This is a genomic window from Lactobacillus juensis (assembly GCF_036246285.1).
Taxonomy (GTDB): Bacteria; Bacillota; Bacilli; order Lactobacillales; family Lactobacillaceae; genus Lactobacillus; species Lactobacillus juensis.
In genome coordinates this window covers 216,656-241,955 of the sequence record NZ_BTTS01000001.1, presented here as the reverse complement: position 1 = coordinate 241,955, position 25,300 = coordinate 216,656, and the positions used below count along the sequence as shown (strand labels likewise).

General features: G+C 33.6%; 30 protein-coding genes, 1 tRNA gene and 1 other annotated feature. Of the genes, 9 read left to right on the top strand and 22 right to left on the bottom strand.

Annotated elements, in window-relative coordinates; genetic code table 11:
- Nucleotides 1-149: 149 nt before the first annotated feature.
- The 5 genes from dhaM to AAA926_RS01180 form a co-directional block, all read right to left on the bottom strand.
- Nucleotides 150-521, bottom strand: a complete 372-nt coding sequence (gene dhaM / locus AAA926_RS01200; RefSeq protein ID WP_198179121.1) for a dihydroxyacetone kinase phosphoryl donor subunit DhaM — start codon at nucleotides 519-521, stop codon at nucleotides 150-152.
- Nucleotides 518-1,102, bottom strand: a complete 585-nt coding sequence (gene dhaL / locus AAA926_RS01195; protein ID WP_265892550.1) for a dihydroxyacetone kinase subunit DhaL — start codon at nucleotides 1,100-1,102, stop codon at nucleotides 518-520. The genes dhaM and dhaL overlap by 4 nt, the downstream gene beginning before the upstream one ends.
- A gap of 17 nt (nucleotides 1,103-1,119) precedes the next feature.
- Nucleotides 1,120-2,115, bottom strand: coding sequence for a dihydroxyacetone kinase subunit DhaK (gene dhaK, locus AAA926_RS01190; RefSeq protein ID WP_198179119.1), 996 nt, complete (start codon nucleotides 2,113-2,115; stop codon nucleotides 1,120-1,122).
- Between the two features lie 177 nt (nucleotides 2,116-2,292).
- Nucleotides 2,293-2,775: a nitroreductase family protein gene (locus AAA926_RS01185; protein ID WP_265892549.1), complete on the bottom strand. Its 483-nt coding sequence runs from the start codon at nucleotides 2,773-2,775 to the stop codon at nucleotides 2,293-2,295.
- Between the two features lie 33 nt (nucleotides 2,776-2,808).
- Nucleotides 2,809-3,534, bottom strand: a complete 726-nt coding sequence (locus AAA926_RS01180; protein WP_265892548.1) for an SLAP domain-containing protein — start codon at nucleotides 3,532-3,534, stop codon at nucleotides 2,809-2,811.
- 206 nt (nucleotides 3,535-3,740) lie between these two features.
- Here AAA926_RS01180 and AAA926_RS01175 point away from each other — a divergent pair, with 206 nt between their 5' ends.
- On the top strand, nucleotides 3,741-4,601 hold the full coding sequence (locus AAA926_RS01175) for a glycosyltransferase family 8 protein (protein ID WP_198179116.1): 861 nt from the start codon (nucleotides 3,741-3,743) through the stop codon (nucleotides 4,599-4,601).
- A 161-nt stretch (nucleotides 4,602-4,762) separates the two neighbouring features.
- Nucleotides 4,763-5,044 carry a non-specific DNA-binding protein Hbs gene (gene hbs / locus AAA926_RS01170; protein ID WP_034979630.1) on the top strand — a complete coding sequence of 94 codons (282 nt, stop codon included), beginning with the start codon at nucleotides 4,763-4,765 and terminating at the stop codon, nucleotides 5,042-5,044.
- Nucleotides 5,045-5,109: 65 nt separating this feature from the next.
- Here hbs and AAA926_RS01165 read toward each other — a convergent pair whose 3' ends face one another.
- The 5 genes from AAA926_RS01165 to AAA926_RS01145 all read right to left on the bottom strand — a co-directional run bounded on the left by AAA926_RS01165 (nucleotide 5,110) and on the right by AAA926_RS01145 (nucleotide 8,791).
- Entirely contained in the window at nucleotides 5,110-5,811 is a 702-nt protein-coding gene (locus AAA926_RS01165) for a methionine ABC transporter permease (protein WP_198179115.1), read from the bottom strand.
- Nucleotides 5,804-6,868: a methionine ABC transporter ATP-binding protein gene (locus AAA926_RS01160; RefSeq protein WP_198179114.1), complete on the bottom strand. Its 1,065-nt coding sequence runs from the start codon at nucleotides 6,866-6,868 to the stop codon at nucleotides 5,804-5,806. Before AAA926_RS01160 ends, AAA926_RS01165 begins: the two co-directional genes overlap by 8 nt.
- Nucleotides 6,869-6,895: 27 nt before the next feature.
- Complete coding sequence (locus AAA926_RS01155) at nucleotides 6,896-7,747, bottom strand: MetQ/NlpA family ABC transporter substrate-binding protein (RefSeq protein WP_198179112.1); 852 nt, start codon at nucleotides 7,745-7,747, stop codon at nucleotides 6,896-6,898.
- Between the two features lie 45 nt (nucleotides 7,748-7,792).
- Nucleotides 7,793-8,032, bottom strand: a binding site (T-box leader).
- Nucleotides 8,033-8,091: 59 nt separating this feature from the next.
- The gene (locus AAA926_RS01150; protein WP_198179110.1) at nucleotides 8,092-8,280 is read right to left on the bottom strand and encodes a hypothetical protein; all 189 of its coding nucleotides are present in this window, start codon (nucleotides 8,278-8,280) and stop codon (nucleotides 8,092-8,094) included.
- A gap of 1 nt (nucleotide 8,281) precedes the next feature.
- Nucleotides 8,282-8,791 (bottom strand): dihydrofolate reductase, encoded by a 510-nt coding sequence (locus AAA926_RS01145; protein ID WP_198179109.1) that lies wholly within the window; start codon nucleotides 8,789-8,791, stop codon nucleotides 8,282-8,284.
- Nucleotides 8,792-8,969: 178 nt separating this feature from the next.
- On the opposite strand from AAA926_RS01145, the gene AAA926_RS01140 reads away from it, so the two are divergent.
- Nucleotides 8,970-9,278 (top strand): TipAS antibiotic-recognition domain-containing protein, encoded by a 309-nt coding sequence (locus tag AAA926_RS01140; RefSeq protein ID WP_198179108.1) that lies wholly within the window; start codon nucleotides 8,970-8,972, stop codon nucleotides 9,276-9,278.
- Between the two features lie 78 nt (nucleotides 9,279-9,356).
- On the opposite strand, the gene pnuC is transcribed toward AAA926_RS01140, so the two are convergent.
- The 5 genes from pnuC to AAA926_RS01115 form a co-directional block, all read right to left on the bottom strand.
- A complete protein-coding gene (pnuC, locus tag AAA926_RS01135) occupies nucleotides 9,357-10,070 on the bottom strand; it encodes a nicotinamide riboside transporter PnuC (protein ID WP_338211697.1) in 714 nt (237 codons plus the stop codon).
- A gap of 135 nt (nucleotides 10,071-10,205) precedes the next feature.
- Nucleotides 10,206-11,378, bottom strand: a complete 1,173-nt coding sequence (locus AAA926_RS01130) for a cation:proton antiporter (RefSeq protein WP_338211696.1) — start codon at nucleotides 11,376-11,378, stop codon at nucleotides 10,206-10,208.
- A gap of 214 nt (nucleotides 11,379-11,592) precedes the next feature.
- Nucleotides 11,593-11,919, bottom strand: coding sequence for an AzlD domain-containing protein (locus tag AAA926_RS01125; RefSeq protein WP_338211695.1), 327 nt, complete (start codon nucleotides 11,917-11,919; stop codon nucleotides 11,593-11,595).
- Complete coding sequence (locus AAA926_RS01120) at nucleotides 11,906-12,613, bottom strand: AzlC family ABC transporter permease (protein ID WP_198179104.1); 708 nt, start codon at nucleotides 12,611-12,613, stop codon at nucleotides 11,906-11,908. Before AAA926_RS01120 ends, AAA926_RS01125 begins: the two co-directional genes overlap by 14 nt.
- Nucleotides 12,614-12,755: 142 nt before the next feature.
- The gene (locus AAA926_RS01115) at nucleotides 12,756-13,163 is read right to left on the bottom strand and encodes a carboxymuconolactone decarboxylase family protein (protein WP_198179102.1); all 408 of its coding nucleotides are present in this window, start codon (nucleotides 13,161-13,163) and stop codon (nucleotides 12,756-12,758) included.
- Nucleotides 13,164-13,319: 156 nt separating this feature from the next.
- On the opposite strand from AAA926_RS01115, the gene AAA926_RS01110 reads away from it, so the two are divergent.
- The 4 genes from AAA926_RS01110 to AAA926_RS01095 all read left to right on the top strand — a co-directional run bounded on the left by AAA926_RS01110 (nucleotide 13,320) and on the right by AAA926_RS01095 (nucleotide 15,493).
- Nucleotides 13,320-13,688, top strand: coding sequence for a MerR family transcriptional regulator (locus tag AAA926_RS01110; RefSeq protein ID WP_338211694.1), 369 nt, complete (start codon nucleotides 13,320-13,322; stop codon nucleotides 13,686-13,688).
- A 143-nt stretch (nucleotides 13,689-13,831) separates the two neighbouring features.
- A tRNA-Ser gene (locus AAA926_RS01105) sits at nucleotides 13,832-13,921 on the top strand.
- Nucleotides 13,922-14,313: 392 nt separating this feature from the next.
- Nucleotides 14,314-14,538 carry a LexA family transcriptional regulator gene (locus AAA926_RS01100; protein WP_198179098.1) on the top strand — a complete coding sequence of 75 codons (225 nt, stop codon included), beginning with the start codon at nucleotides 14,314-14,316 and terminating at the stop codon, nucleotides 14,536-14,538.
- A gap of 124 nt (nucleotides 14,539-14,662) precedes the next feature.
- A complete protein-coding gene (locus AAA926_RS01095; protein WP_198179096.1) occupies nucleotides 14,663-15,493 on the top strand; it encodes a hypothetical protein in 831 nt (276 codons plus the stop codon).
- Nucleotides 15,494-16,020: 527 nt separating this feature from the next.
- On the opposite strand, the gene AAA926_RS01090 is transcribed toward AAA926_RS01095, so the two are convergent.
- From AAA926_RS01090 to AAA926_RS01075, 4 genes are all read right to left on the bottom strand, one after another.
- Nucleotides 16,021-16,344 carry an AzlD domain-containing protein gene (locus tag AAA926_RS01090; protein WP_034979597.1) on the bottom strand — a complete coding sequence of 108 codons (324 nt, stop codon included), beginning with the start codon at nucleotides 16,342-16,344 and terminating at the stop codon, nucleotides 16,021-16,023.
- A complete protein-coding gene (locus tag AAA926_RS01085; RefSeq protein ID WP_198179094.1) occupies nucleotides 16,331-17,038 on the bottom strand; it encodes an AzlC family ABC transporter permease in 708 nt (235 codons plus the stop codon). The genes AAA926_RS01090 and AAA926_RS01085 overlap by 14 nt, the downstream gene beginning before the upstream one ends.
- Nucleotides 17,039-17,163: 125 nt before the next feature.
- Complete coding sequence (locus AAA926_RS01080; protein WP_338211693.1) at nucleotides 17,164-18,240, bottom strand: hypothetical protein; 1,077 nt, start codon at nucleotides 18,238-18,240, stop codon at nucleotides 17,164-17,166.
- Between the two features lie 586 nt (nucleotides 18,241-18,826).
- Nucleotides 18,827-19,747 (bottom strand): hypothetical protein, encoded by a 921-nt coding sequence (locus AAA926_RS01075; protein ID WP_198179092.1) that lies wholly within the window; start codon nucleotides 19,745-19,747, stop codon nucleotides 18,827-18,829.
- Between the two features lie 243 nt (nucleotides 19,748-19,990).
- On the opposite strand from AAA926_RS01075, the gene AAA926_RS01070 reads away from it, so the two are divergent.
- Nucleotides 19,991-20,566 (top strand): phosphatase PAP2 family protein, encoded by a 576-nt coding sequence (locus AAA926_RS01070; protein ID WP_370466780.1) that lies wholly within the window; start codon nucleotides 19,991-19,993, stop codon nucleotides 20,564-20,566.
- Between the two features lie 71 nt (nucleotides 20,567-20,637).
- On the opposite strand, the gene AAA926_RS01065 is transcribed toward AAA926_RS01070, so the two are convergent.
- A complete protein-coding gene (locus AAA926_RS01065; RefSeq protein WP_232347667.1) occupies nucleotides 20,638-22,191 on the bottom strand; it encodes an L-lactate permease in 1,554 nt (517 codons plus the stop codon).
- 311 nt (nucleotides 22,192-22,502) lie between these two features.
- Nucleotides 22,503-23,333, bottom strand: coding sequence for a DegV family protein (locus tag AAA926_RS01060; protein WP_198179090.1), 831 nt, complete (start codon nucleotides 23,331-23,333; stop codon nucleotides 22,503-22,505).
- 244 nt (nucleotides 23,334-23,577) lie between these two features.
- Between AAA926_RS01060 and eno the strand changes: the two genes are divergently transcribed.
- On the top strand, nucleotides 23,578-24,864 hold the full coding sequence (eno, locus tag AAA926_RS01055; protein WP_198179089.1) for a phosphopyruvate hydratase: 1,287 nt from the start codon (nucleotides 23,578-23,580) through the stop codon (nucleotides 24,862-24,864).
- A gap of 56 nt (nucleotides 24,865-24,920) precedes the next feature.
- Here eno and AAA926_RS01050 read toward each other — a convergent pair whose 3' ends face one another.
- Nucleotides 24,921-25,256: a YxeA family protein gene (locus tag AAA926_RS01050; RefSeq protein ID WP_198179087.1), complete on the bottom strand. Its 336-nt coding sequence runs from the start codon at nucleotides 25,254-25,256 to the stop codon at nucleotides 24,921-24,923.
- Between the last annotated feature and the right edge of the window lie 44 nt (nucleotides 25,257-25,300).

Here is a 25,300-nt window from a genome sequence, read left to right as displayed (position 1 = left end):
AATATTCCTGCTTTTAGCATATTTGTATTCTGCTTCTTAAAAATTGCCACTATATTTTTGCATCTGTTATTTTTATAAAAAAAGTAAGCTATGAAATTTTGATATGACCCAAAAATTAGGACAAAGCGGAATATTATATTGTTTTAAACCTATTTTTTTATTTTTAAGCACTCAAGCTGTTTTTCTATTTCAGATAAATTAACTCCGGCTTCAATCAGAGTGGCTGCTGTATATGCCCCTTCGATGAAGGCAACATCATATAAGTGAATTTTTTTGGAAGTCATTTCAGTAGCCAATTCAATATTCATTTTGGCACTGCCTAAATCATAAAAAGCCAAAATTTCATCGGCTTTATTGTCAGAAAAAGCCTGCAAAACCTTGTCCATGCTAGTCCCTATATCTTCTTCATTTGTTCCGCCAGCAGTTGTGATTGATACATCTTTTGCAACTTGATCTAAAAGTTTAGTCAATCCAGTCGGTATTTCAGGAACATGTGATACTAACGTAATGCCTAAACTCATAGTATACCTTCAGTTTCTAGTAAAGCTTCAAAGAGATAGCCACTAGATTGCGAGCCGGGATCAACATGACCTTTTGATCTCTCTCCTAAATATGAAGCACGACCCTTTTTAGCAATCAAATCTTTAGTTGCAGTTACAGCAGAATCAATTTTTTCTTGAGTTAAATTATGCGCTTTTACTTCAGGTACGAGCACTGACCAAACATCAACCATCGTTTTGTCTCCTGGTTCAGCACCGCCACGTTTTTTAATACCAGCTAAAGCAGCATCCAGTAATTCACCAATGTCATCACTAGTAGCGCTTTTCTTGGCCATTTCTAAAAAAGCGGTGCCATACAGCGGGCCTGAAGCTCCACCAACCGTCGAAATTAGAGTCATGGCAATTTGCTTGAATACGTCAGTGATAGTTTCAGGTTTAGTGGAAAGTTTTTGACTAACCGCGATCATCCCGCGACTCATGTTAAAACCATGGTCACCATCACCGATGGCTGTATCAAGGTCACTTAAATATTGCTTATTTTGTTCGATTTTGGCAGAAAAATTATTCATCCAGTCAATTAAATTGTTTACAGTCAATCCCATATTATTCTTCCCTTCTTTTACCAAGCAATGGTTTCAACGGGCTGATTAAGGTACTTGAGCCATTTTTCATCAGCTATTTCAAAAAATGTGAGCGAAATACCGGCCATATCCAATGATGTCATGTAATTACCAACTTTCATGAAAGCTGGTTTAACATCAAACTCCGCCAATTTATCAAGCAAGTCATTGCTAAAAATGTATTGTTCCATTAATGGAGTTGCACCCATGCCGTTAACCAATACCGCATATTTCTTGTTGTGATCCAAATGCATTTCATCATTTAATTTACCTACCAATTCAGAAACCAAGTCTTTAGCAGGCTTAATTTTTTCACGGCGGTATCCAGGCTCTGAGTGAATGCCTACGCCATATTCAATTTCATCATCTTTTAAAACAAAACCAGGTTTGCCTGTTTCAGGATTGGTAGCAGCTGATAGGGCTACCGCAATTGTTTTAATATTAGGCAAAACTTTTTTAGCTGCTGCAGCAATTTCGTCTAAACTTGCACCATTTTGAGCCATGGCGCCAAGTATCTTATGCATAAACAAAGTACCGGCTACACCACGTCTACCTTGCGTAAAGGTACTGTTTTCAACAGCTATATCATCGTCAACCACAATTGATTTAACTTTGATGTTGTCCATATCAGCCATATCTTTTGCCATATCAAAGTTCATGACGTCTCCAGAATAATTTTTAATTACTAAAAAGACACCTTGACCTTGGTCAACTGCTTTGATTGCTGCGTATATTTGATCCGGCGTTGGGGATGTAAACACTTCTCCACAAACAGCTGCACTTAACATCCCTTTACCCACAAAACCAGCATGAGTAGGTTCGTGGCCAGAACCTCCCCCACTGACAATACCTACCTTACCAGTCATAGATTCTTTATCTGCTCTCATCACAGCCTCAGCATCTTCTATTTTTGTTATAAATTGTGGATAAGATCTCACCATACCTTTAACCATTTCTGGTACAACATTAGCAGGATCATTAATAATTTTTTTCATGTAATTAGCTCCTTCAATAAATAAATGTAACGCTTACATAACTATTATACCAAGTAACCTTTATATAAACCATTTGTGTTGCAATAAATTGAATATTTTGTTCAAAATAAAAAACTTTAGCTAGCATCATTAAAATACAGCTGATAGCTAAAGTCTTTGGTTCTTATACTTAAAATCTTATCTTCTTACTACTTTATATCTATTTGATCTATCATCGTCTGGTTCTTCAGCAGCATGACCGCAGGCAACAATAACACAGGTTTCAAAATTCTGCGGAAGACCTAACTTTTCTTCCAAGTTTTTAGCAGAATTGAGTACACTAGCCGCATTCATTAGATAAACCGAACCCAGGTTGAGTTCTGCCGCCTCTACCATTATGTTTTCTGCAGCAACAGAAGCGTCTCTTTCACCAAACTCATTATTCTTTTTGACATTGATGACAAATAATAAAGGAGCATCATAGCAAGCGTTACTTGTAACTTGTTCTATTTGTGCTAATAATTCTTCACTCTCAACCACGGTCATCTGCATCACGTCAGTTTGGTGCATGCCACAAGGAGATGCTTGAAAAGCGTTGATCAACTTAGCAATATCATCTTGAGCAACTTTTTCAGTCGTATATTTTCTGATAGCTACTCTTTTTAAAACAGGATCAGTCATTTATGTTCCCCCCTATGAAAAACAAAACCCAAATTATTTAATGACAGCTTTACCAGTCTTATGAACTAAATCAGACCATTTTAAAAACTGTGTTTCAGATATTCCTACTAACTTTTTACCTTTAATCTTCTTAGTACTATATACAAAAACTGTTGTACCTTTTTTAACGTATGAATATTTATTTCCTTTTACCAGAAGCTTGCCTTTGCTATCGTAAACTTTAGCATTGCGTTTTACTTTATAGCTGGCAACTTTAAAAAGCTTTACATTACCTGGCTTTACGTATTCTTTCTTCTTAGTTTTCTTGCCATTTAATGATATTTGCAGATAACTCTTATTTTTAACTGTAGTAAAACCGATAACCGAAAGAATTGTTCCTTTTTTCAGTTTTTTGTTTTTAATTCTTTTACCCTTACTGTCATATATATAGGCATTTCTCTTTAATTTGACAGTTTTGCCTAAATATTTTATTGCATTATTTGAATTAGTATTATTTTTCTTGGGCTTCTTTGTCGTATCTGTTATAGAAGGCTTATTTGTACTGTTAGTTGTATTGGATTGTTCATTATTGGTTTTACTTTGATCTGTAGTGTTTGACGTATTCGAATCTCCCTTTGTAGTATTAGAAGTTGTATTATTAGTCTGACTTTGATTAGTTGAATTTGCATCAGTTTCTGCAGCCGAAACTGGCTTAGTGGTACTTAATCCCAAAGTCAAAGATGCAATTCCAGCTAGACTTAACAAAAGTTTTTTCTTCATTTTGACACCTCATTATTGAAAAACTTATTTATATACATTCTACTACTTTGAATAAATAATTTCTTTTACAAAATCGAAACAATTAATTTACGTCTTTGATTTGTGATATATCATTTTCATAACTTATATTATGAGGTACATTACATACTTTTGCTTTATACTAAGAAATAGTGAAAACATAATAATGTTATTAAAGGAAGAAATTCATGAAAAAGTCGCAAAAAGAACCAATTGAAATACTAGTCACTATTGACCAAAACTATATCAAACCACTCGAAGTTATGATGTATTCCCTTAGGCTTAACAATATGACTGAAGAGTTTCATGTCTGGCTAATTTACGATAACATCAACCAGCACGCTCTGAATAAATTAAAAAAATTTGGGCTAAAAATAGGAATTAAAGTATCCACCTTAACTATGAATAAGAATATTAAATTTCCTGATTCATTACTCAACTTGCATGATTATCCGAAAGAAATGTATTTCAGATTACTTTCAAGTAAAATTTTGCCACCTGATTTACATCGTATTATTTATCTTGATCCTGACATATTAGTTATTAATTCAATAGTGCCTTTATGGGAGTTAGACCTTAAAGGAAAAATGTTTGCAGCTTCAGTTCATGAAGGGTTAACAGACATTATGAGTTCAATTAATAATATCAGGCTGGGCACATCAACCGGCTACTTTAACTCTGGAATAATGTTAATGGATTTAGATCAAATGCGTACAAAAATTAAAATTGAAGAAATTACTCAGGCAATTGAAGAGCATCATGATACTTTAATTTTGCCAGATCAAGATATTCTCAATTACTTATATGGCGAAGATATTTTAAAAATTCCAGAAACTCGCTGGAATTACGATGCCAGAGCTTTCTCAGTTTACTTAACAAGGAGCACAGGCGAAATCAATACCGAGTGGGTCATGAAAAACACCTCAATTTTACACTTTTGCGGTAAACCAAAACCGTGGCAAAAGGAGAAACATTCCCGGTTTAAACCACTTTATCTTAATTATTTGCAAATGGTCAACCGCTTGTTAAAACAACAAAAATTAAGCTAACATTTAGCTTTTTACTGTTGAAGGTTGCCCTATCTGTGCTAAAATAATAAAAGTTGCCGAATATCAAGCGACACAATGCTTTAGGTGGATTGGTATAGAAAAAGTTCAAACTATTTAATAGCATTGAATGTGTAATATTTTTTATAGAAAAGAGAAGAATTATGGCTTCAATTAACAAGTCTGAACTTACTAAAGAAGTTTCAGCAAAGACAGATCTTAAACAAAAAGATGCAGAAAAAGTTATCGATGCTTTAATCGAATCAATCAAGGATAACTTGGCTAAAGGCGAAAAAGTACAAATCATAGGTTTTGGCTCTTTTGAAGTACGTAATCGTGCAGCTAGAAAAGGTAGAAACCCACAAACTGGTAAAACTTTAACTATTCCTGCAACTAAAGTACCTGCATTCAAGCCAGGTAAAGCATTGAAGGATGCAGTTAAATAACTCTACATTTAAATACGAAAAAACAACGAGATTCAACTCGTTGTTTTTATTTTGTTTCAAAATTTCTAACGATTTTGATGATTTAATTTGTTGGCGAAAAAATCACCAATAACTTGAACAATAAATATTAAAATAATAACTAAAATTGTCGCAATAAGAGTAACATCATTATTAAACCGATTATATCCGTATGAAATTGCTGTGTTACCTAATCCACCAGCTCCAATTGCACCTGCCATTGCAGTCAAACCAATTAGACTGATAACCGTTACGGTAGAAACACGAGCAAGTTCCGATCTGGCTTCATTTAAATAAACGCTAAATATAATATCCCAGATCGTTGCCCCTAAACTCTGTGCTGCTTCAATTTTCCCGTGATCAACACTTTCTAGTGCTACTTGAACCTGACGTGCATAAAACGGGAAACAGCCCAATGTAAGAGGAACTAAAGCCGCTTGAATGCCAATTTGGGTACCTACAATTTTTTGCGTTACCGGAGCTATAAATGCTAACAAAATTATAAATGGAATAGCTCTAAAAATTGAAACTATTTTATCACAAAGGTTAAACCAAAATTTATTAGGCCTGATGCCGTCACTCTTTGTCAAGACTAAAACTATACCAAAAACCATTCCTAGAATGCCACCAAAAATTCCGGCCCAAAAAGTCATATACAGAGTTTGAATAATGCTGGTGCCCCAGCCTGTGTCTCCTAGCCAACCTAATTGCACAACATTGGGAAAAACTTTGCTAAACCAACTACTCATATAGATCCCCCTTTTCGTTTAAACGAGTGACAGCAACTTCTGCTTTTCTTAAATAAGCAACTGTTTCCTGCTGTTTTGTCTTGTCTCCTTTGACTTGAACAAGTAAAGTGCCAATTGGCTCATCATCAAGCAATTCAACATTGCCGTATAACATGCTGGCTTCAACCCCTACTTCACGATACAAATCAACAACAATTGTTTTAGTGACATTAGCCATACTATAAACAAGTTGATATATGGCTTCATTATCATTGTCTAGTTTATCAATATTAAGAGACTTCAAAGTGTTGATTACTTCCAAAGAGCCACCCACGAAACTTTTGGTCAAATCATTTTTAGGATGTAGCACAACATCCCTTAAACTGCCTTTTTCAACAATTTGCCCAGACTGCATTAATGCGACTTTATTACAAACTTTCTTAATAGCTGCCATTTCGTGAGTTATCAAGACAATAGTTAAATTAAGATCTTGTTGGAGCTTTTTGAGCAGTGTCAGAATCTGGAGAGTATTTTGGGGATCAAGAGCACTGGTAGCCTCATCAGAGATTAGAATGTCTGGTTCATTCGCTAAAGCTCTGGCAATCGCAACTCTTTGTTGCTGGCCACCTGAAAGCTGTACCGGATAAAAATTTGCTTTGTCTCTTAAATCTACTAAGTCTAATAATTTTAATGATTTTTCCTTAATTTCTTTTTCTTTTAATCCAGAATGTTTCAGGGCAAAGGACACGTTGTCAACGACGCTTATTTCATTTAATAAATTGAAATTTTGAAAAATCATGCCAATTTTTCTGCGAGCTAGTTGTAAGTCTTTATTAGCTATTACCTGCTTACCGTCTTTAACAAAATCAGTTCCGTTAACTTTAATATTGCCGGCTGTTGGCTTTTGTAAAAGGTTGACTGTTCTGACTAAAGTAGACTTACCAGCTCCAGAAAAGCCCACGACTCCGTATATATCACCTTTTTCTACAGTTAAACTAACATCATGAACTGCTTGTACAATTTTGCCTTTCTTATCAGGAAAATCTACGCTTACGTGTTCTAAATCAATAATACCCATTACAATCTTCTCCGATCATTAAAATTTTTACTTCAATTTAATGTCCCAAGCACTTCTAGTCATGTTTCCATAATATTTCTTTTGTATCCGTTTAGTCTCAGCAGTTTGATAACATTTGACTACTGCCTGGTAGTCCTTATTCTTTGCTTGATCTTTCTTAGCTACAATGATATTTATCCATTGGTAAGAATCTTTATTTACCGGTTCAACAAAGATTGTTTGTTTTTCACCCAAACCTGCAGGACGAGCAAAGTCATTATTAATAACTGCTGCATCTACTGAATTAATTACCCGTCCGCATTGATCGGCACTAATTTCTTTAACTTTGATGTTTTTAGGATTCTTCACAATATCTGCAACAGTCACAAGAGCTTTACCTTTGCGTAATGAAATTAATCCGGCATTTTTCAAAACGAGTAAAGAACGGGATTCATTACTTGCGTCATTTGGCACAGCTATTGTGGCACCTTTTGGCAATTCGCTCAATTTATGATATTTCTTTGAATATAGCCTAATTGGATTGATATCTGTGCGTCCGATAGCTACTAATCCACCATGATTGGCTTTATTCCAAGCTTTAAGAAAAGCATAATGTTGGAAAGCATTTAGATCGATATCACCGCTTTTTACGGCCTTATTTGGTTGATTGTAATCAGTGAAATTCTTGATTTTAATCGTAATACCATATTTTTTCTTGGCCAAGGCCGCAGCGTGATCCCAAATAACCTCTTTTGGTTTTGACTCACTAACTATACCTACAGTAACAACATGGTTCTTTTGATTGCTATCCCCTTTTTTGCCAAAGCTAAACCAGGCAATTGCAATAATTGCAATGGCTGCAATTACTCCAATAATTATATTGCGACTTTTTTTAGTCATTAGAAAAACCTCCCAATTTTTCAATAAAAAAAGCACTCATCCTAAACTAAGGACGAGTGCTTCGTGTTACCACCTTTAATTTGCTTATTACTCACGTAATAAACCTCAACAGCTATCTAACAATAGCTTGCAAAGTTAACGGATGCAACTCCGCCACTAGCTAAATATCACTAGCAGTCATCGTTTCAAGCCCATGTTCACTACACCTTACTAACTGACTCTCACCAAACATCAGCTCTCTTTATTAGTAAAAATAATAGCTACTCTGCTTTTCAAGATGTATTATTTATTTAATTGTTTATTAATTTAACATCTAAAAATTTTCCTGTCAACCAAAAAATAAATTATTTTTTAGTTGCTTGATATGATTTTATTATTTTTAAAAAATATTGTCCCACAGCAAAAGTTACAATGGCCATACCAATTACCTGCCACCAATAATTATGATTTAAGTTTTCTGCAAGTAAAAAACTGCTAATCAAAGTTAATATACAAATTATCAAAACGACGGTTGAAGTAATAACTTGTTTCATGTTACTTCTCCTTCCTCATATAAGTTAAAAATTCATAGGAATACAAATTTAAATTGTCAGGCTGCTGGAATTCCCTTTTTACTAGCTTAAAATCGCTATAATTAAGTTTTGTCATTGTCACATCAGCTGTAAAAGTGGCTTTGATTTCAGTTTTTTCCAGGCAATCTACCTGATTTTTCAAAGCACCAAAAACCGAGTTACCACCAATAACACAAATTTCCAGATTTTTGTGTCTATCAATCCAACTTTGTAATTCACTGATCGTAGGTATTATTAAAACTCTTTGATCAGCATGAAATTTATTTTTCAATTCATGACTAGTTGTTAAAACAATATGCTTGCGACCAGGTAGAATATGAGGCAAGCTCATAAAAGTTCTTCGCCCCATGACAATGGGATGTCCATATGTTATTTTTTTAAAATGATGTAAGTCGGCAGGCAGTTTCCAAGGTAAATGTCCATCTATACCAATTTGGTGTTTTTCATCTTCTGCCCAAACAAAAGTGATCATTAGTTCTCCTCTACCTTAATTATAGCGCTTTATTTATGAGATTTCTTGTCTTTTGCCCCACTTTACCAATTGTGCCTTTTTAAATTCAGCTTTTTCCCACGAAGAAATTTAGACATGATTTTTCAAGATAATATTGCTATAGTTATTTAAGTATCTTAATAAATTACAGGAGGAAGTCATGGCGGAAAAAAGTCAATTTACTGAAACAAAATATAATAAAATGAAGCAAACTGAAGCTGATCTAGTACGAGATTTACAAGCAATTGTTAAAGATCCCTCTAAAGAAGCCGACTTGAGTGATGATGTCTTTACAAAGCATCAAAATTGGCTGCGAATTATTATGCCTAATTATTCCAGCAAAATCCACTTAGGAATAGTCAATGCTTACGATAATGATACTCGCTATCAATCTTATTATGATGATAAGGCTGGCAAAGGTGCAACCAAGATATTAAGCAGAATTGTTAAAAAGCATTTAGCAAAATAAAGAGTCTTTTACATTGATGTGAACTCCCAAATTTGTTCTAAATTTGGGGGTCACTTTACATAAAAGACTCCTTTTTTGTTAGTGAAACCAGCTAATATGCTTATCGGTAAATGCTAGTAAATCATTAGTTAAATACAAAATATATGTTAAAAATAAAGTTAGATTAGCATCCCCTTGAAATGCGGTAACTCCCCACAAAATAATTGAAAGTATTCCCTGAATAGTCCAAAAATAGTATTGCTCGCGAAAATGTAACATACAAAGAAGAGATCCAGTAATTCCAATTGCTCCAGCTGTTGCATCGATTAGGGGTCTTGGACTAGTGAAAAGTTTAGTATCTAGCAGATAAAGTAAAACTAGCACCATGGCAAAAAAGATAATAGTAAGAAGCCACTTTATCAGTGTCAAACCATGAATATGTTTTTCCGTATCTTTAGACCAAGACGGCAACATTAATACAGGTAAATCTAACAGCAAAATATAAATAGCTTGCAAAATCACATTGGCATAATTTTTGGCGTATATGGAAACTATAATATAAATCGCAGAAGAAATTAAACCTAAAATACCATTGATTTGTCTGGCATTAGTAATGGCAAGTGTACATGTAAATCCCAAAATTGCAGCTACCATTGTTAACAAAGAAATTTGAGTAACGGGTGCTGCTACAGTAGTACCAACAATAATGCCTATTCCCAACATTAATAATAAATATGTTTTAAAGCTCCAACCTCGCATCTGTTCTATATACCATCTTAATTTAAAGATCCCAGCACTCGGCTTTATTTTCATCAGACCTTCCTACCTTCTGTTTAAGTTTAACAGTGAAAAAACACGGTTTTAATCATAGCATAACTTCTAAATGACTTTAAGAAATTTAACTAGAAGGTCAGATCGCTATATTAATCTTAGGTATCTTGTTTTGCTTTATTCATTCTTATCCATCTTATCCATTTTTAATATTGACCATTTGAGCAGAAAGGGTGAAATTACGGTTGTCATAATTATTGCTCCAATGACTGTTGAATAAGCTGCTGGCGCTAGTAGATGGTTGGTTAAACCTATTTGTGCAACGACGAGTGCCATTTCACCACGCGAAACCATTCCTGTCCCGACTAACAAAGAACTTGAATTGCTAAAACCCGCAATCTTTGCTCCCAAGCCTGCGCCAACTAATTTTGAAAAAACACCGCCAATTACCAAAACAATAAATAAAATAAAGTCGTGCAATATTCCTTTAATGCTCATGTCTAAACCAATGCTGACAAAAAAGATGGGAATAAAACTGCTGTAGCCAATTACTGTAAAATTCTTTTTGAGTGTTTTTTGTGCTGAAGTACGATTTAGGGCTAATCCGGCAAAGAAGGCGCCAATTACGTTACTAAGCCCCACTTCTTCAGCTCCCCATGAAGCAAATGCCACAATTATCATTGTTACTAAGGTCTCTGGAACGGGCAATGTCAGACGCTGACTTAAGTTGATTAACCGAGGTATGACATAAACGCTAAGAAGGACTAATAAAATAAGAAAGGCTGCCTGAATAAGCAAGCTCAAAGCCAGATCTTTTCCCATATTTGATCCGGGTTCAGAAACACCTGTTAGTCCACTAACAATGCTCAAAAGCAGTATTGAAAGCAGGTCATCTGCTACTGCAGCGCCTAAAATTGTCATGCCCTCTTTTCCTTCCAGACGCCCCATCTCCTGCAAAACAGCAACAGAAATTGATACTGAGGTAGCTGAAAAAGTTAAGCCTAAAAATAAACTTTCAACCAGTGAAAATTTAAAAAGAATACCAGTCATATAAGCGATAATAATTGGTACTATCATACCAAAGGCAGCTACCAGTACACTAGGACGTAAAAGCCTTTTTAGTGTTTTAATATCACTGTCAAGACCGGCTAAAAACATCAAAAAAATCACACCGATGTCTGAGAAAACTTTGATGATACCGCTAGGTTGCACCAGATTAAAAACAGCCGGGCCAATTATTATCCCAGCTAATAATTCTCCTACAACAGCTGGTAATTTTAACCTTGCACTAAATTGTCCGCCAATTAAGGTAGCTATTAAGATAACAACTAGCATTCCTAAAAATTTCATTTACATTCCCGCCTTCTACAGCAAAAAAGGCCTTCAAAATTGCTCAGGCAACCCAAACCTGAGAACAATTCTTGAAAGTCTTTCACTCCAACCAAAATATTTATATTATTTTTAATAACAAATTTGATTAATAGTTATGAATTAACAACTTTTACTAGTATAACTCACAATTCTCTTAAGATAAACTTTTAGAAACGTAAATCAACTAGCAGCTTTACAAAATTAACCTTAATAGAGCTAATGAAACTATTCCAACTATCACAATCACTAAAAGTGACTTGCTGGTAATGGCTGCTATCAAAGTTGGTATTGACGCGATTAAATATTCAATATCAACTTTTGGTAATTGGCCTGGTTGAGCTACGAATAAGTTAGTAAACCACATAGTAGACATTATAACAATTGGTACAAAAGATAAAAAATCAACCACTATTTGCGGTAATGAGAATTTTTTTAATAGAAAAAAGGGCAAAACCCGTGAAAGCCAAGTTGCAACGCCACAACCGATAATTGTTAAATATATATAATTAGAAGAAGACACCTTTTATTACCATCCCCAATGTACATCCAATAAGTGTTACAGCAATAATAACTAGACTAGCTGGCAAAATCATTGTCAAAATGTAAGTCAACACCAATGTCAACAAAATTACTATTACTTGTAACAGCTTATTTAAAGATTTATCACTATTTACTTGCAAATATAACAAACCAATAAACATTGCCACATTTGCAAAATCGAGTCCTAATTGTTTTGGATCTTTAATAAAGTTGCCCAGTATGGCGCCAATCGCTGTGGCAAATATCCAAGTTTTATATGAAATCATATTTTCGGTATTGAACCAGCTAAAACTCATTTTGCCTTTAGTATAATTAATTTTATTCATCGCTAAAGCAAAGCTTTCATCAGTTAGAAGTGTGCCAATTAAAACACCTTTGCCCAAGCTATCTTTTTTGAAATAGGGTGCAACGGTCGTACTCATCAAAATCATCCTTGAATTGACCATAAATGTAGCAAAGATAATTGAAATAATCGGACTACCTGCTGCCAACATACTAACAGCTGTAAATTCTGCTGATCCGGCATAAATTATGATCGACATTAAAATTACGGTAATGGTCGAAAAGCCGGTCGCACGGCCGATTACACCAAAAGCTGTCGCAATTCCTAAATACCCGAAAACAGTTGGAATTGTGTCAGTCACGGCTGCACGTTTAGATAATGAACTTTTCATATAACACTTCTTTAATAAAAAATTTTAACTTAAATTTTCGTAAGCTGGACTTAGTTTATTGAAAACCAAGTCCTCTCCCTGTTTAAAATATTAGATTAAAAAACTAGTTTACCTATTACAAGCAACTAGTTTAATCATGACATTATTCACTTTTAGATGTCTTTGTGAAATCGATCCCTCGGTCCTTGAAAACTTTCTTAGCAACATTAATCGCGTTTAGCACTTTCGGAAAACCCACATAAGGAATAGTTTGAATAAATGTCTCAATTATTTCTTCTGGCGTTAAACCCACGTTTAAGGCACCATTGATATGAACATTCAGCTGCGGTTCAGTGTCACCTTGTGTCAGCAAAGTTGTAATGGTAATCATTTCTCTTTGTTTCAGATCAAGGACACCACGATCGTATACATCACCAAATGCAAATTCAATAATGTAGCGCCCTACATCTTCAGATAAACCAGCAAGTGAATCAATAACTGATTGGCCACCTTCCCGGTCAACTTTTTTTAAATTTGCTAATCCTTTTTGATAGCGTTCATCGTTTGTCATAGTTTTCTCCTTTTATTCTGTAATCTAATTTTCAACAGTTTTCAGAATAATTGCTGGAGTGTAGTCCATGTCAACCACTATTTTAAAATTTTTTGGTAGTGGTAAAATATGACAATGTATCATTTATTTGGCTGGAATTTGTAGGGAGGAAATACGATGAAATATTCGATTGGTCAATTTTCCAAACTTAGTGGCTTTTCAATTGACACACTGCGTTATTATGAAAAGCAAAAATTACTTTTCCCAAATCGGGATGAAAATAATCGTCGCATCTATACTGAAAAAGATGTTGCCTGGATTAGTTTCATTTCTCGCTTAAAAAAGACTGGCATGAGTATTAGAGAAATGCAAAAATATGCCCAATTACGCTACAAAGGCGACCAGACCATCCCTGAACGACTAGTTTTACTGTTTAATCAGCTCGATGATTTACATGAACAAGAAAAGAAGATTGACAATAATATCAAGTTTGTAGAACAAAAAATTAAAACCTATCTCAAGACAATTGGAGATTTAAAAGAGTAATATTGCTATCTAATGTGAATACTGATTTAATTGTTTTTTCCGATATTATATTAAGCAAATACACAACAAACACGCACTTGTTCAATTTAGAGTAAGTGGTAAGTTGAAAAAAATTTCAGTTAAGGTATAATGTTATTCGTTATGGAGAGTTGGCAGAGTGGTAATGCACCGGACTCGAAATCCGGCGAACCAAGTTTTTCCTTGGCGCGCAGGTTCAAATCCTGTACTCTCCTTAAATATATTGTCTTGGAGCTTGATATATTAGGATTTTTAATTTATGTGATCGCCAAATGTTCGCCAACCTTTTAATTATAGTAATTCAGGATCCAATATAAAAGAGCAGTTATAAAAACTGCTCTTTTATTCCTAATAAACCAATGTTTAACTTAAAAGCTTATTGTATTTCAATATGATTAGTATTACTTAACTTTATTTCATTATCGACGATAGCAATTTTATGCTCCCTCATAACTTTTAACCAGTCTTACATTGTCAGGCTGTAATTTCTTATATAGCGTTTTGATGTTATATGTAACTTAATGGACAGTGATATCAAAGTAAACAATGGAAGATTTATTAAAATACGCTTTTGACTATGTGCCCTCTGTAAGCTGTTTATGTTATATTGCAAAGGCAATTTCATGCCGCCACTATTCCTGATGTCTCATTAGTAACGCCTATAAAAAAACCAACTGTTGAAAATGCTGATTTGACAGCTATCTTAATAGATAATGAGGCTACGATAAAACATGTAAAGCTTGTTGGAGATAAAGTCATCTTAATTTTTGAAAATAATGACTATGATTTAGATTGTTTTAAAAAAAGATACGCCGGGAAAAATTTTAGGTAAAGTTATCCCAGTAGAATACGATGTTCAATAGTACTTGAAAACATATGTAAATTTATTCTTTTAAGACATTTATAAAAATGGTAAATTATAAATATACTGATACAAATATAATGGGAGAAGGCAAATGAAATTTTTATGGGTAATTGCACTAATAATATTTGTTATTTACATGATTATTAGTGAAAGAAAATTAAAAAATAGAAAAGATTATAAAGAAGCACCAACACCAAGTAAAAATCCATCAAATGAGCCATTAGTGAAACGTTGGTTGGTATGGGGACTAATACTAGTTTTAATTTGTGGTTTCTTTGTATCAACTTCAAATAAAGCCCAGAGTCATAATGAAACATACAAAACTACCGTACCTCATCCAATAAAACCATCTCCTGTAAAAAAGAGGAAAAAGCTTTCTGCCTATGCTTCCAAAAAGGTTTCCAAATTTATACCAGTGAAGAACACAGCTAAAGCAGTTACTTTAGGCGCTGGTAAGTATAAGGTCGGTAGAGATATAAAGCCGGGCAGATACGTTATTAAAGCTGTCAAGGGCAGTGGTAATTTATCTAACAGCGATTTCACTATTAACGTTATTTTAGGAAACGATGATAAAGGAGATCAGTTAACTTCTTTTACTACCAACTTAGTAAAAAATGACAAAATCAAGTTAGACTGGATAGAGTCTACAAGCTTCACGCCAACACCAGATAAATATACATATAAAACAAAAATAAATGCTGGTATATGGTTAGTAGGACTTGATATTAAACCCGGAAGGTATGTCATACGGCCAATAAAAGGCAGAGGTAACTTGATATCAGAAGATGGGTCTGATGATAATTTAAACGAAATATTAGGCAAAGATACTGAAAAAGGTCAAGTCAGCAAAGTAACGGCTGATTTAACTGCTGGAGAAGTTATATTGTCTACTATAGAATTAATTGGCTTAAGTAAAAAATAAGATTTAAATATTTTGAAAATAAAAAACTTCTAAGAAATCACTGCTCGAATTTAGATTTCTTAGAAGTAATACAAATACAACAGGGTTATGCCCTTTTGCATTCTCTATCATAGCAGCAAACGAATTGCTTTATATGTCATTTCAAAACGTTTGGGAAACTCAAACATGACAATAACTGCGAATATGCCTATATGCTTGATGAATATAAAGCACAGCAAGATGATAATATCGAAAAAATCGTCAATAGCATATTAAAATGTTCGCCAACTTTAAAATTAATTACTAGATTTCATTTTCTATTATTTTTATAAAAATAAACTGCACCCTTCTTTTATCATTACTATGAAAATAATCTTATATATTTTTTTGTTTTACAAAAAGGCATTGAGCAATATGGCACAATACTTTTTTACATGTTTTTTCTTATTCTATACATTATAAATAAACTACAAACTATTTATAAAATATAAAAAATGTTCACATGGTGATCGACTTTAGTATTTAATTTACACAGTACCATTCGTTTTTTAAATTAAACGCAGAACTGCTAGTGAAATCATACCAACTATCACAATGATTAAGAGTGACTTACTAATAATTGCGGAAATAAATGTTGGCAGTGAAGCCAAAGCATACTGCATGTTAAGTTGAGGCAAATGACCTGGTTTTGCTATTAATAAGTTACTAAACCAAAGAGCAGCCATTATTACTATAGGCACAAAAGACAAAAATTCAACTAATTTTGGCGGCAAGGTGAATTTTTTCAACAAGACAAAAGGTATCACTCTAGATAACAAAGTGGTGATTCCACAGAAAATGATTGTCGTTAAAATGTATTCAGAAGAAGACATGCTTTATTACCATTCCTAAACTACAACCAATTAAGGTTACAACTATTACCACTAAGTTGGCAGGTAAAATAATAGTCAGTAAATATGTCAGCGCAAAAGAAATCAATATCACAATTATTTGGAGTACTTTATTTAGTTTTTTGTCCCCAATTACCTGCAAATAAAGCAAACCGATAAACATTGCTACAATAGCAAAGTCAAGCCCTAATTTTTTAGGATCAGTAATAAAACTGCCCAATACTGCTCCCAAAAGTGTTCCAACTTGCCAGGTTATGTAAGAAACAATATTTACTGTGTTAAACCAGTTAAAATTTAACTTGTCATTTGTATAATTAATTTTATTCATACCGAGAGCAAAACTTTCATCAGTGAGAAAAGTTCCTATCAAAATATTACTTTTTAAATTTTCTTGTTTTAAGTAACCTGCTACAGTCGTGCTCATAAGAATTACTCGAGAATTGACCAGGAAAGCGGCTAAAACAATTGAAGCAATCGGGCTGCCCGCAACCAGCATATTCAGAGTGGTTAATTGAACGGATCCGGCATAAATCAGAATAGACATCAAGCAAACTTCCAAAGTAGAAAAGCCACTGGCTTTGCCAATAATTCCAAAAGCCGTACTAATGCCAATATAGCCGAATATTGTTGGAATTGCTTCTTTAATTGCAGATTTTTTGGTTAAATAAGTATCCATTCTTTCACCCTCTTTTGTGAAAAATCATTAAATGATGTGGTTAGTCCTACCATGAGTAATGTAGTTAAATTTATTAAGGGAAAATTAGTATTGATTTAATCTTAACGTATAATAAATAAAAATTTTTATTTTTTTAAATTTTTACTATCGAGCTTCTTTTTTCGTTTTTTTTTCTTTTTTCGTTTTTTTTTCTTTTTTCGTTTTTTCTTCTTTAGTTCTAATTTAATTTCATCATTTACACATTGCCATGTATCAAGAATTGGGTAAACACTTGCGGCTGCAGCAGTAAATGACAATTTTTCCTCATCGTATTTTGTTGGTACGGATTTTCTGTTTTTACTTCCTTTAGGAATCACTGTAATTTTATTAGTAGATTTATTTCCTATTAATTTATCTTTGATAACAAAAGTATAAGAATTTAGAGTAGCATCTGGTTGAATAATAGTATAAAGTCCTATAAGTGTAACTATTGTAACTATAAGGCTTCTTATAAAAACCACAAAAATTTTACCTTTATCAATGGAACTTTTTTTAACTATCTTTAATAAAAGAATACAATACAAAACCAAAAGAAAATATAGTATTGATAAAGTTGAAATTATACAAACTATGACATTTATATTGTCATAGACATAATTATCAGGTATTTTAGCAAAATTTTTATTTAATAAATCATAAAGCATATTTGATGTGAGAATTTTTGCAGTTATCGGACTAATAATTGCAAAAACCACGGTTAGTATATTAATCATTTTTTGAGGATCTTTTTTACCAGTAAATAATCCAATGTTTGTAATAAAATTTACTAATATTAAAAAAACGTAACCAGAAATCCCTGAAAATATGATGTTTATAGTAAAATATATTCTAAACAAAAATTGATAGCCAAATATATTTTCTATATAATTTGCAAAAAAATAATAGAAAAGTAAACTAAATATAATCCCATAAAAAAGACTACAAAGAGTTAAACTTAAAATAAAAAATATGGTGAGTAAAAAAGTTTGATTTAATCTCTTATTTTTTCTAAATTTTAAAAAGCAAATACAGGTATTTATACCAAAAGCAATTATAAATTGAGAAGTAAGATAGCAAGTAAACTTGTTATACAGAATTAAAAATGATAATAAAACTGCTATAAAAATAGCAAGTAATTCATGAAGCATCCAGATGGGCTTATTTAATTTCTTTAACCACTTCATTTTTACTACATCCCTTTTAACAAAATCATATTTATTATACGCAAAAAACTATATTAGAAACAATTTTTCAATATAGTCATAATAATGCTCGTCCATTCTATTACCGTGGTGACTTTAAAAGCAGTATTATTTTTTAGTGGTTCGGGCAGATAAAAATACCTACAATTGTAGTAATTGAGACAAGTTAAAAAATTATTAGTCTTGCATTTTTATGTGGATTTTTGCCTCCAAACAAATTAAATTAAAATCCGTGCACATTAACGCAGATAACCGCAAGATATTACCTATTTTCAAAGTAAAATTAGGTTTAACACATGTAGCAATTTAATGCCCAATATCATTTAGAGCTTTAAACCTTGTTTTTTCTTTTTTCATAATTTTCTCTGATGAAAATAATTTTATTCTATTGTCTAATTTGCTTTTTGTTCAAGCTAAGTATTTAAGGCATTGCACAAAAACAAGCTTTAAACAAGCTTTATGGAGTTTTTTTATGTCATATAAAAAGCTAGTAAAAGAAATTACTTTTACTGGCTTATCTTTGTATCAGTGTCCTCATGGTCAAATATATTCATACTTAGCTCTGCATTTAAAAGACTCTGACTTTATGTAAATATTTGTATTGCAATCCAGTTCCAATAAGTGCAACAAATATACCTAACAGGTTTGCCGCTAACCAATTGATTGAATTGCCCGTGAACAGACACACTGCAACCCATGGTGCAATACTTATCAGATAGCCGCGCGCAGCCGTCATTAATAAAGTACCCCACTTAAAGCCTTTACTTATATTATTTGTAACAACTTTATTGTGTAAAAACCTTTGAAATAGAACTGTACCCATTACTATCAAAATAGTAATTAAAACAAATTGCCAAGCTTCAAATTTAACTAAGATTAATTCTTCATAAGAAAAATGATTTGCCAAAAGGGCAAAACCACACGCAATATCAAAGAAAAAGCCTTGGTTGACATAACCCTTTTTGCAACTTTTAATACTAAAATCAAAAGCTTTTTTGCAGGTCTCGCTTGGTGATTCCTTTTGCCTGTCAATGACTTGATGATTAGTCAGGTAATGATATTGACAAGTTGTTCCAATCAAAGCAGTAATTAAGCCAACCAGCAAAGAAATGGAGAAGTTAAATTTTCCCTGAGTATGCATACTAAGAGCTAATAATGGTGCGTTTCCTATTACAAAACACCTCACACCAGTTGAAATCAAACTAGTATTTACGAAAAACGAAGTCATTTTTTGGGAATTAACCTTGTGTCGCAAGAAGTTTTGATAACGGATTACGCTAATGATTGCAACAATAGCCAACAATACAAACAGCCAGTCAAACCAAATATCAGAAAATAAAAGTGTAAAAAGATAAAGGGTGCCATAAATAACGAGATCACCAAGATGGTTAGTAGAATTATCAGCTAAAGCAAAGTTATGTTCATGGTGAGCAATATCACGTATAGCTTCACCCACAGTCTCTTGCTTAGAAGTATGATTATTATTCATTTTTTCCTCCTAAATTACGCCCTAACTTGATAATGATAATTTTAAGTTGGTTTTAATTAAAGTCAAGCTTTTTTAAAAGTAATTACCTTGCTAAAACTAATTTTAGTAAAGTTCAAATTCTGAATTTCCTTTAAATTACAAATCTTAAGTTTTGCTCAAGAGTAGATTTTAATTTCTACGCTTTGTCTCGTTACTGTTAAAATATAATCGAATACAAATTATAGGTAGGGATTCGATTTGAATATTAACTTTTGGGTAGAAACATTGTCTGCTCTAATACTAATACTACTTATCTTTAATGTCAGAAATTCACGACGTTTCAATTTATTTGATCACTGGCTTCATCATAAATTAATCAGAAGACGCGATGGAATCGGCTGGCAGATTATTGCATTTATAAACGATCCCAAACTTTTAGTTGTTTTGGATGTATTTCTGGCAAGTTTTTTAATCAGTAATAATGAAAGTTTACTAGCTTTTTGGGCATTATTTACTTTAGGCTTTACTGATCTGATTGGTATCTTTTTAAAAAAATGGATGCGCAGAAAACGGCCAATCCTACATTCAGATTTAGAAGAAGGCTATAGTTTTCCAAGTGGTCATGTCTTAGGTAGCACTGTTATGGCTTTAATCATTTGGCGACTTTTTGCAGGACGATTAGGAAATAGACTTTTATGGATTTTGCTGGCAATTTGGCTGATGGTTGTAATTTCTCGTATCAGTCTTAAGGCTCACTTTCCATCAGATATTATCGGGGCCACTTCTCTAGCCGTCTTTTGTTTTAGTATTTCTCAACAATTACTTTTAATGGTTATTTAAGAACAAAACAACCCCAAACTTTTGGTTTGAGGTTGTTTTTTGCTTATCAACAGTTATTTTATACAATTAAATTATAGGAAACTAAGCATCTTTCCTAACACAAACACGATCACACACAATAATGCAGTGTACCATGCACAATGCGGCAAAGCTTTCTTAAGAATAACTCCTTCTTTACCCTCAAGACCAGTAGCTCCTGTAGCAATTGCGATGTTCTGTGGTGAAAGCATCTTACCAGCGGTAGCACCAACCATGTTAGCAGCTGCTAGCCAGTATGGACTTACTTTCAGTGCGTGGGCAGCTTGTACTTGCAATTCACCAAAGAGAACATTAGCTGAAGTATCACTACCAGTGATAAAGATACCTAGAACACCAATGATTGGTGAAATTACTGGGTAAAAGGCACCAGTTAAAGTTACGAGGCTAACTGCAATGACATCAATCATTCCGCTGTAACCCATTACTTTGGACAGGCCCACAATAGAACAAACTGTGATAATTGTTTTAACTAATTGCTTGATCGTACTTGTCAAAACGGAAAACATTTCCTTAAATGACAAACCTTGGATAGCACCACCAATGATACTTGACAGTAAAATCAAAGTACCCGGTGATGACAACCAGTCAATGTCAACTGGCTTGGCATTTGCACCATTATAGAAGTGGAAACTGGTTTTAACGCTTGCAAGTGCATTATGAATTGCTGGGAACATTGATGAAGTGAAAATGATAAAGCAAAATACCAAAATAAATGGTACCCAAGCCTTAATTTTATCAGCAGTGGAAATAGGAGCCTTATCGTCTTTTTCAGTACCAGCAGATTCAGTTTCATCTTTGCTGCTGTATTTCTTAATAATAACTACTAAACATAGCAGACAAACTATTGAACCTACAATTGATGGTAGTTCAGGACCTAAATATTTAGTAATGAAAATTTCTGGAACTGCAAATGTTAAACCAGCTACCAGGGTGCAAACCAAAACACCTTTTCCTTTAAATGACTTAAGTCCCTTACCTTCAGTCATCATGACCAAAACGAATGGAACTATCATCATTAAAACAAATAATTGTATAGCAATTAAATAACCTAATTCAGTAACTCCCAAACCTGTTACTTTAGCCAGAGTTGTTACAGGCAAACCAACGGCACCAAAAGCAGTAGGAGCAGTGTTTGCTACCAAACAAACCACAGCTGCTTTAATAGGACTCATGCCCAACATAATTAAGATACTTGCAGGAATCGCTACCGCAGTACCGAAACCGGCAATGGCTTCCAAGAATCCGCCTAATCCCCATGCTAAGATTAATACTAAGAATCTCATATCCTTAGTAATTGAAGTTAACATAGACATTATTGTATCCATTCCTCCTGATTTTCTACTGATATTGTAGATAAACAGAGCGGAAATAATAACATAAATTATTGGCCATAAAGCCATAATTATGCCGTCAATTCCAGCGGTAATACTGTTTGAAAACGAAAAGTGGAAACCGACAATACTGAGAATTATTGATAAAGCAAAGCCGATTAAGCACGACAAATCTCCTCGAATGCGAAAAACACCCAAGGAAAGTATCAGCCAAACGATAGGGATGATCGCAAGGACTGTTTTAAGTATATCCATTTTTATTCCTCCGACGAAATCAATTTAGCAAAAACCAGATTGATTTCTCTCACTTTCTAACATAGAACTTGATAAAACTTATTAGACAACACTATATGAGTTTGTGATGTAAGCGCTATCTAATTTCATTATAGCACTATGTTAAGCGCTTTTGAAGATGAATTTAACTTCACAATCTTTTATAATAAAGCGCTTACATTAATAAATAAAAAATAGTCCTAACTTTATTAAGTTAGGGCTAAATCACCTTTTTTTATATTCTGTTATATAGAGAACAAGTGTAAAAAAGGAATTTTTTATTTGCAAATAAATTACAAATCGTCAAAACCAACCATCAAACTGCCTTCTTCGGCATAAAACGTGCAAAGTCCCCTCATTGAGCGAATTTTGATCTCTGCTTCTGGATAAAGTGCTAAAATTTTTGCTTTTAAACTTTCAGCATCTTTTTCATTTTTACAATGATCAATAATTAAATTACCACCTTTGTATTTCATTTCACTCATTAATTTCAGGACTTCTTTAAAAGCACGCTTTATTCCTCGTACTTTTGCCAAAGGCTCTAGCTTACCCTCCTCACTAGCAGTACCAACCACATCAATATTTAAAACTTTAGCGACTTTAGCCACAGCCATATTAACTCGCCCATTGAGTGCTAAATTATGCAGTGATTTTAATACGAATAACAAATGTGTGTGTGTCTTATAATCGGATATTTTTTGTTCCAAATCTACAAAACGAATTTTGCTATTAGCCAATTTACGAATTTTTTGTAAAATAACTGAAATTTCTGGGCCAGCAGTCCTTGAATCAATCACAATTACATGGCTATCAGGGTGATCTTTTTCATATATTTGTTTAGCTTGAAAAGCAGATGAAAAACTGCCACTAAGGCCACTAGTAATTGTTATCATTATTGCAAATTTAGTTCCTTTTAAAGCTTCTAGCCATTCATTAATGCTGGGACAGGAAGTTTTTCCTTCCTCCGTATTTTTCTCCATACTGCTGATGAACTCATCGATATCAAGATTTTCGTCATCAACAAAATCTTTTCCTGCAATTGTCATTGTTAATGGCACTACAGTCAGATTTTCATTTGCTCTGTCATTTGAGCCAGAGTCTATTATTAACTTTACTTTATCCATATTTGTGTATCCTTATATAAATAAACTATATATCTAAAAAAATATATAGCTAAATAATAAATCAAATACCAAAAAAAAGCGATAAAAAATTTTTTAATATTTTTTAACATTAGAAATCGGTTACAAATGTTTACATAATCACAAACTTAGGCTAAAATTTGTGATGTAGATATGGAGCAGTTGCTCCACTAATGTATGTACTTATAAAAATTAGTACAGCATTTATTATTTAGGAGGTTTTTAGATGTTAAAATCAGTCATTGAAAATGTTCATGCACTGGAAATCTATGATTCACGTGGTAACCCAACTGTTGAGGCTTTTGTAACCTTATCAAACGGTGTTGTTGGTAAAGCTGAAGTTCCATCAGGTGCTTCAACTGGTGAAAACGAAGCAGTTGAATTACGTGATGGCGGCAGTCGTGTAGGCGGTAAAGGTGTTTCCAAAGCCGTTGAAAACGTCAATACTAAAATTGCTAAGGCATTAAAAGGCTTGGATCCACATGATCAACCAAACATTGACCGTGTAATGATCGACTTAGATGGCACCCCTAACAAGGCTGAACTTGGTGCCAACGCTATTTTAGGCGTATCAATGGCTACTGCAGCTGCTGCAGCAAAAGACAGCCACCAACCTTTATACAGATACCTTGGCGGCACCGATCTTGAAATGCCACAAACTTTCCATAACGTTATTAACGGTGGTGAGCACGCTGACAATGGTATCGACGTTCAAGAATTCATGATTACCCCAGTTAAGAAGACTTCTTTCCGTGATGGTTTTGAAAAGATCGTTAACACTTACCATACTTTGAAGAAAGTTCTTGAAGACATGGGTTACGAAACTGGCCTCGGCGACGAAGGTGGTTTCGCTCCTAACATGAAGAACTCTGAAGAAGCTTTGCAAGCTTTACATGACGCTATCGTTAAGGCTGGTTACAAGCCAGGCGAAGACATTGCTATTGCCTGTGACTGTGCTGCTTCATACTTCTACAACAAAGAAGATGGCAAGTATCACTTTGAAGGTAAAGTCTTTGATGACGAAGAATTAGCTCAATACTACGACAAGTTACTTGACGAATTCCCAGAATTAATTTCAATTGAAGACCCATATGATGAAAACGATGTTGACGGCATGATTAAGTTTACTCAAAGCCACAAGGACAGAATTCAAATTGTTTTGGATGACTTCATTTGTACTAATCCTAAGCTTTTGACTAAAGCTATCAAGGAAGGTGCCGGTAACGCTTCATTAATCAAGTTAAACCAAATCGGTACTGTTACTGAAACTTTGGAAACTATCCGTCTTTCACGTAAGAACGGTTACAACACTATGATTTCTCACCGTTCCGGTGAAACTGGTGACACATTCATCGCTGACTTTGCCGTTGCTGTTAACGGTGGTCAGCTTAAGACTGGTGCGCCTGCTCGTTCAGAACGTGTTGAAAAATACAACCGTTTGCTCGAAATTGAAGAAGATCTTGGTGAAGGCGAGCGTCTAGCTACTTTTCCAGACAGTGTTGACAAAGATTAGTTTTTAAACTCAAAAAGCCTGCAATAATGCAGGCTTTTTTTGTGCCATTTTTATGGCTAGTCGTCTTTTTGACTAATTGCTTTTAAGTAAGTACTTTCGGAGATATAGACAATTTTTCTCACGTACTGTCCCTTGTGGTCGATCTTAATATATTGTCTACTTGGATCAAAACCACCTACTCTTTCAATTTTATATGGTAATTTTTTACCAGTTTCAGGATTATAGGCCTGAACGTTTAGATAATTTTGCGTATTTTTTTTGACTTTAGCATAACTAGTTACTTCTGGAATAGCAGGATTAGCTCTATCAATCCAAGAATTGTGATCTAATGGAATTTGGTTAGTTATAATCAGAAAAAAGACATAAACTGGAACCAAAAATTTTTCGAACATGATATCTCCTTTTATCTAACTTTTAGGAATGGACTTTCTTTTGA

Coding starts and splice junctions, on each gene's coding strand:
- dhaM (WP_198179121.1), bottom strand. CDS start 521: ATGAGTTTAGGCATTACGTTAGTATCACATGTTCCTGAAATACCGACT.
- dhaL (WP_265892550.1), bottom strand. CDS start 1,102: ATGGGATTGACTGTAAACAATTTAATTGACTGGATGAATAATTTTTCT.
- dhaK (WP_198179119.1), bottom strand. CDS start 2,115: ATGAAAAAAATTATTAATGATCCTGCTAATGTTGTACCAGAAATGGTT.
- AAA926_RS01185 (WP_265892549.1), bottom strand. CDS start 2,775: ATGACTGATCCTGTTTTAAAAAGAGTAGCTATCAGAAAATATACGACT.
- AAA926_RS01180 (WP_265892548.1), bottom strand. CDS start 3,534: ATGAAGAAAAAACTTTTGTTAAGTCTAGCTGGAATTGCATCTTTGACT.
- AAA926_RS01175 (WP_198179116.1), top strand. CDS start 3,741: ATGAAAAAGTCGCAAAAAGAACCAATTGAAATACTAGTCACTATTGAC.
- hbs (WP_034979630.1), top strand. CDS start 4,763: ATGGCTTCAATTAACAAGTCTGAACTTACTAAAGAAGTTTCAGCAAAG.
- AAA926_RS01165 (WP_198179115.1), bottom strand. CDS start 5,811: ATGAGTAGTTGGTTTAGCAAAGTTTTTCCCAATGTTGTGCAATTAGGT.
- AAA926_RS01160 (WP_198179114.1), bottom strand. CDS start 6,868: ATGGGTATTATTGATTTAGAACACGTAAGCGTAGATTTTCCTGATAAG.
- AAA926_RS01155 (WP_198179112.1), bottom strand. CDS start 7,747: ATGACTAAAAAAAGTCGCAATATAATTATTGGAGTAATTGCAGCCATT.
- AAA926_RS01150 (WP_198179110.1), bottom strand. CDS start 8,280: ATGAAACAAGTTATTACTTCAACCGTCGTTTTGATAATTTGTATATTA.
- AAA926_RS01145 (WP_198179109.1), bottom strand. CDS start 8,791: ATGATCACTTTTGTTTGGGCAGAAGATGAAAAACACCAAATTGGTATA.
- AAA926_RS01140 (WP_198179108.1), top strand. CDS start 8,970: ATGGCGGAAAAAAGTCAATTTACTGAAACAAAATATAATAAAATGAAG.
- pnuC (WP_338211697.1), bottom strand. CDS start 10,070: ATGAAAATAAAGCCGAGTGCTGGGATCTTTAAATTAAGATGGTATATA.
- AAA926_RS01130 (WP_338211696.1), bottom strand. CDS start 11,378: ATGAAATTTTTAGGAATGCTAGTTGTTATCTTAATAGCTACCTTAATT.
- AAA926_RS01120 (WP_198179104.1), bottom strand. CDS start 12,613: ATGAAAAGTTCATTATCTAAACGTGCAGCCGTGACTGACACAATTCCA.
- AAA926_RS01115 (WP_198179102.1), bottom strand. CDS start 13,163: ATGACAAACGATGAACGCTATCAAAAAGGATTAGCAAATTTAAAAAAA.
- AAA926_RS01110 (WP_338211694.1), top strand. CDS start 13,320: ATGAAATATTCGATTGGTCAATTTTCCAAACTTAGTGGCTTTTCAATT.
- AAA926_RS01095 (WP_198179096.1), top strand. CDS start 14,663: ATGAAATTTTTATGGGTAATTGCACTAATAATATTTGTTATTTACATG.
- AAA926_RS01090 (WP_034979597.1), bottom strand. CDS start 16,344: ATGTCTTCTTCTGAATACATTTTAACGACAATCATTTTCTGTGGAATC.
- AAA926_RS01085 (WP_198179094.1), bottom strand. CDS start 17,038: ATGGATACTTATTTAACCAAAAAATCTGCAATTAAAGAAGCAATTCCA.
- AAA926_RS01080 (WP_338211693.1), bottom strand. CDS start 18,240: ATGAAGTGGTTAAAGAAATTAAATAAGCCCATCTGGATGCTTCATGAA.
- AAA926_RS01075 (WP_198179092.1), bottom strand. CDS start 19,747: ATGAATAATAATCATACTTCTAAGCAAGAGACTGTGGGTGAAGCTATA.
- AAA926_RS01065 (WP_232347667.1), bottom strand. CDS start 22,191: ATGGATATACTTAAAACAGTCCTTGCGATCATCCCTATCGTTTGGCTG.
- AAA926_RS01060 (WP_198179090.1), bottom strand. CDS start 23,333: ATGGATAAAGTAAAGTTAATAATAGACTCTGGCTCAAATGACAGAGCA.
- eno (WP_198179089.1), top strand. CDS start 23,578: ATGTTAAAATCAGTCATTGAAAATGTTCATGCACTGGAAATCTATGAT.
- AAA926_RS01050 (WP_198179087.1), bottom strand. CDS start 25,256: ATGTTCGAAAAATTTTTGGTTCCAGTTTATGTCTTTTTTCTGATTATA.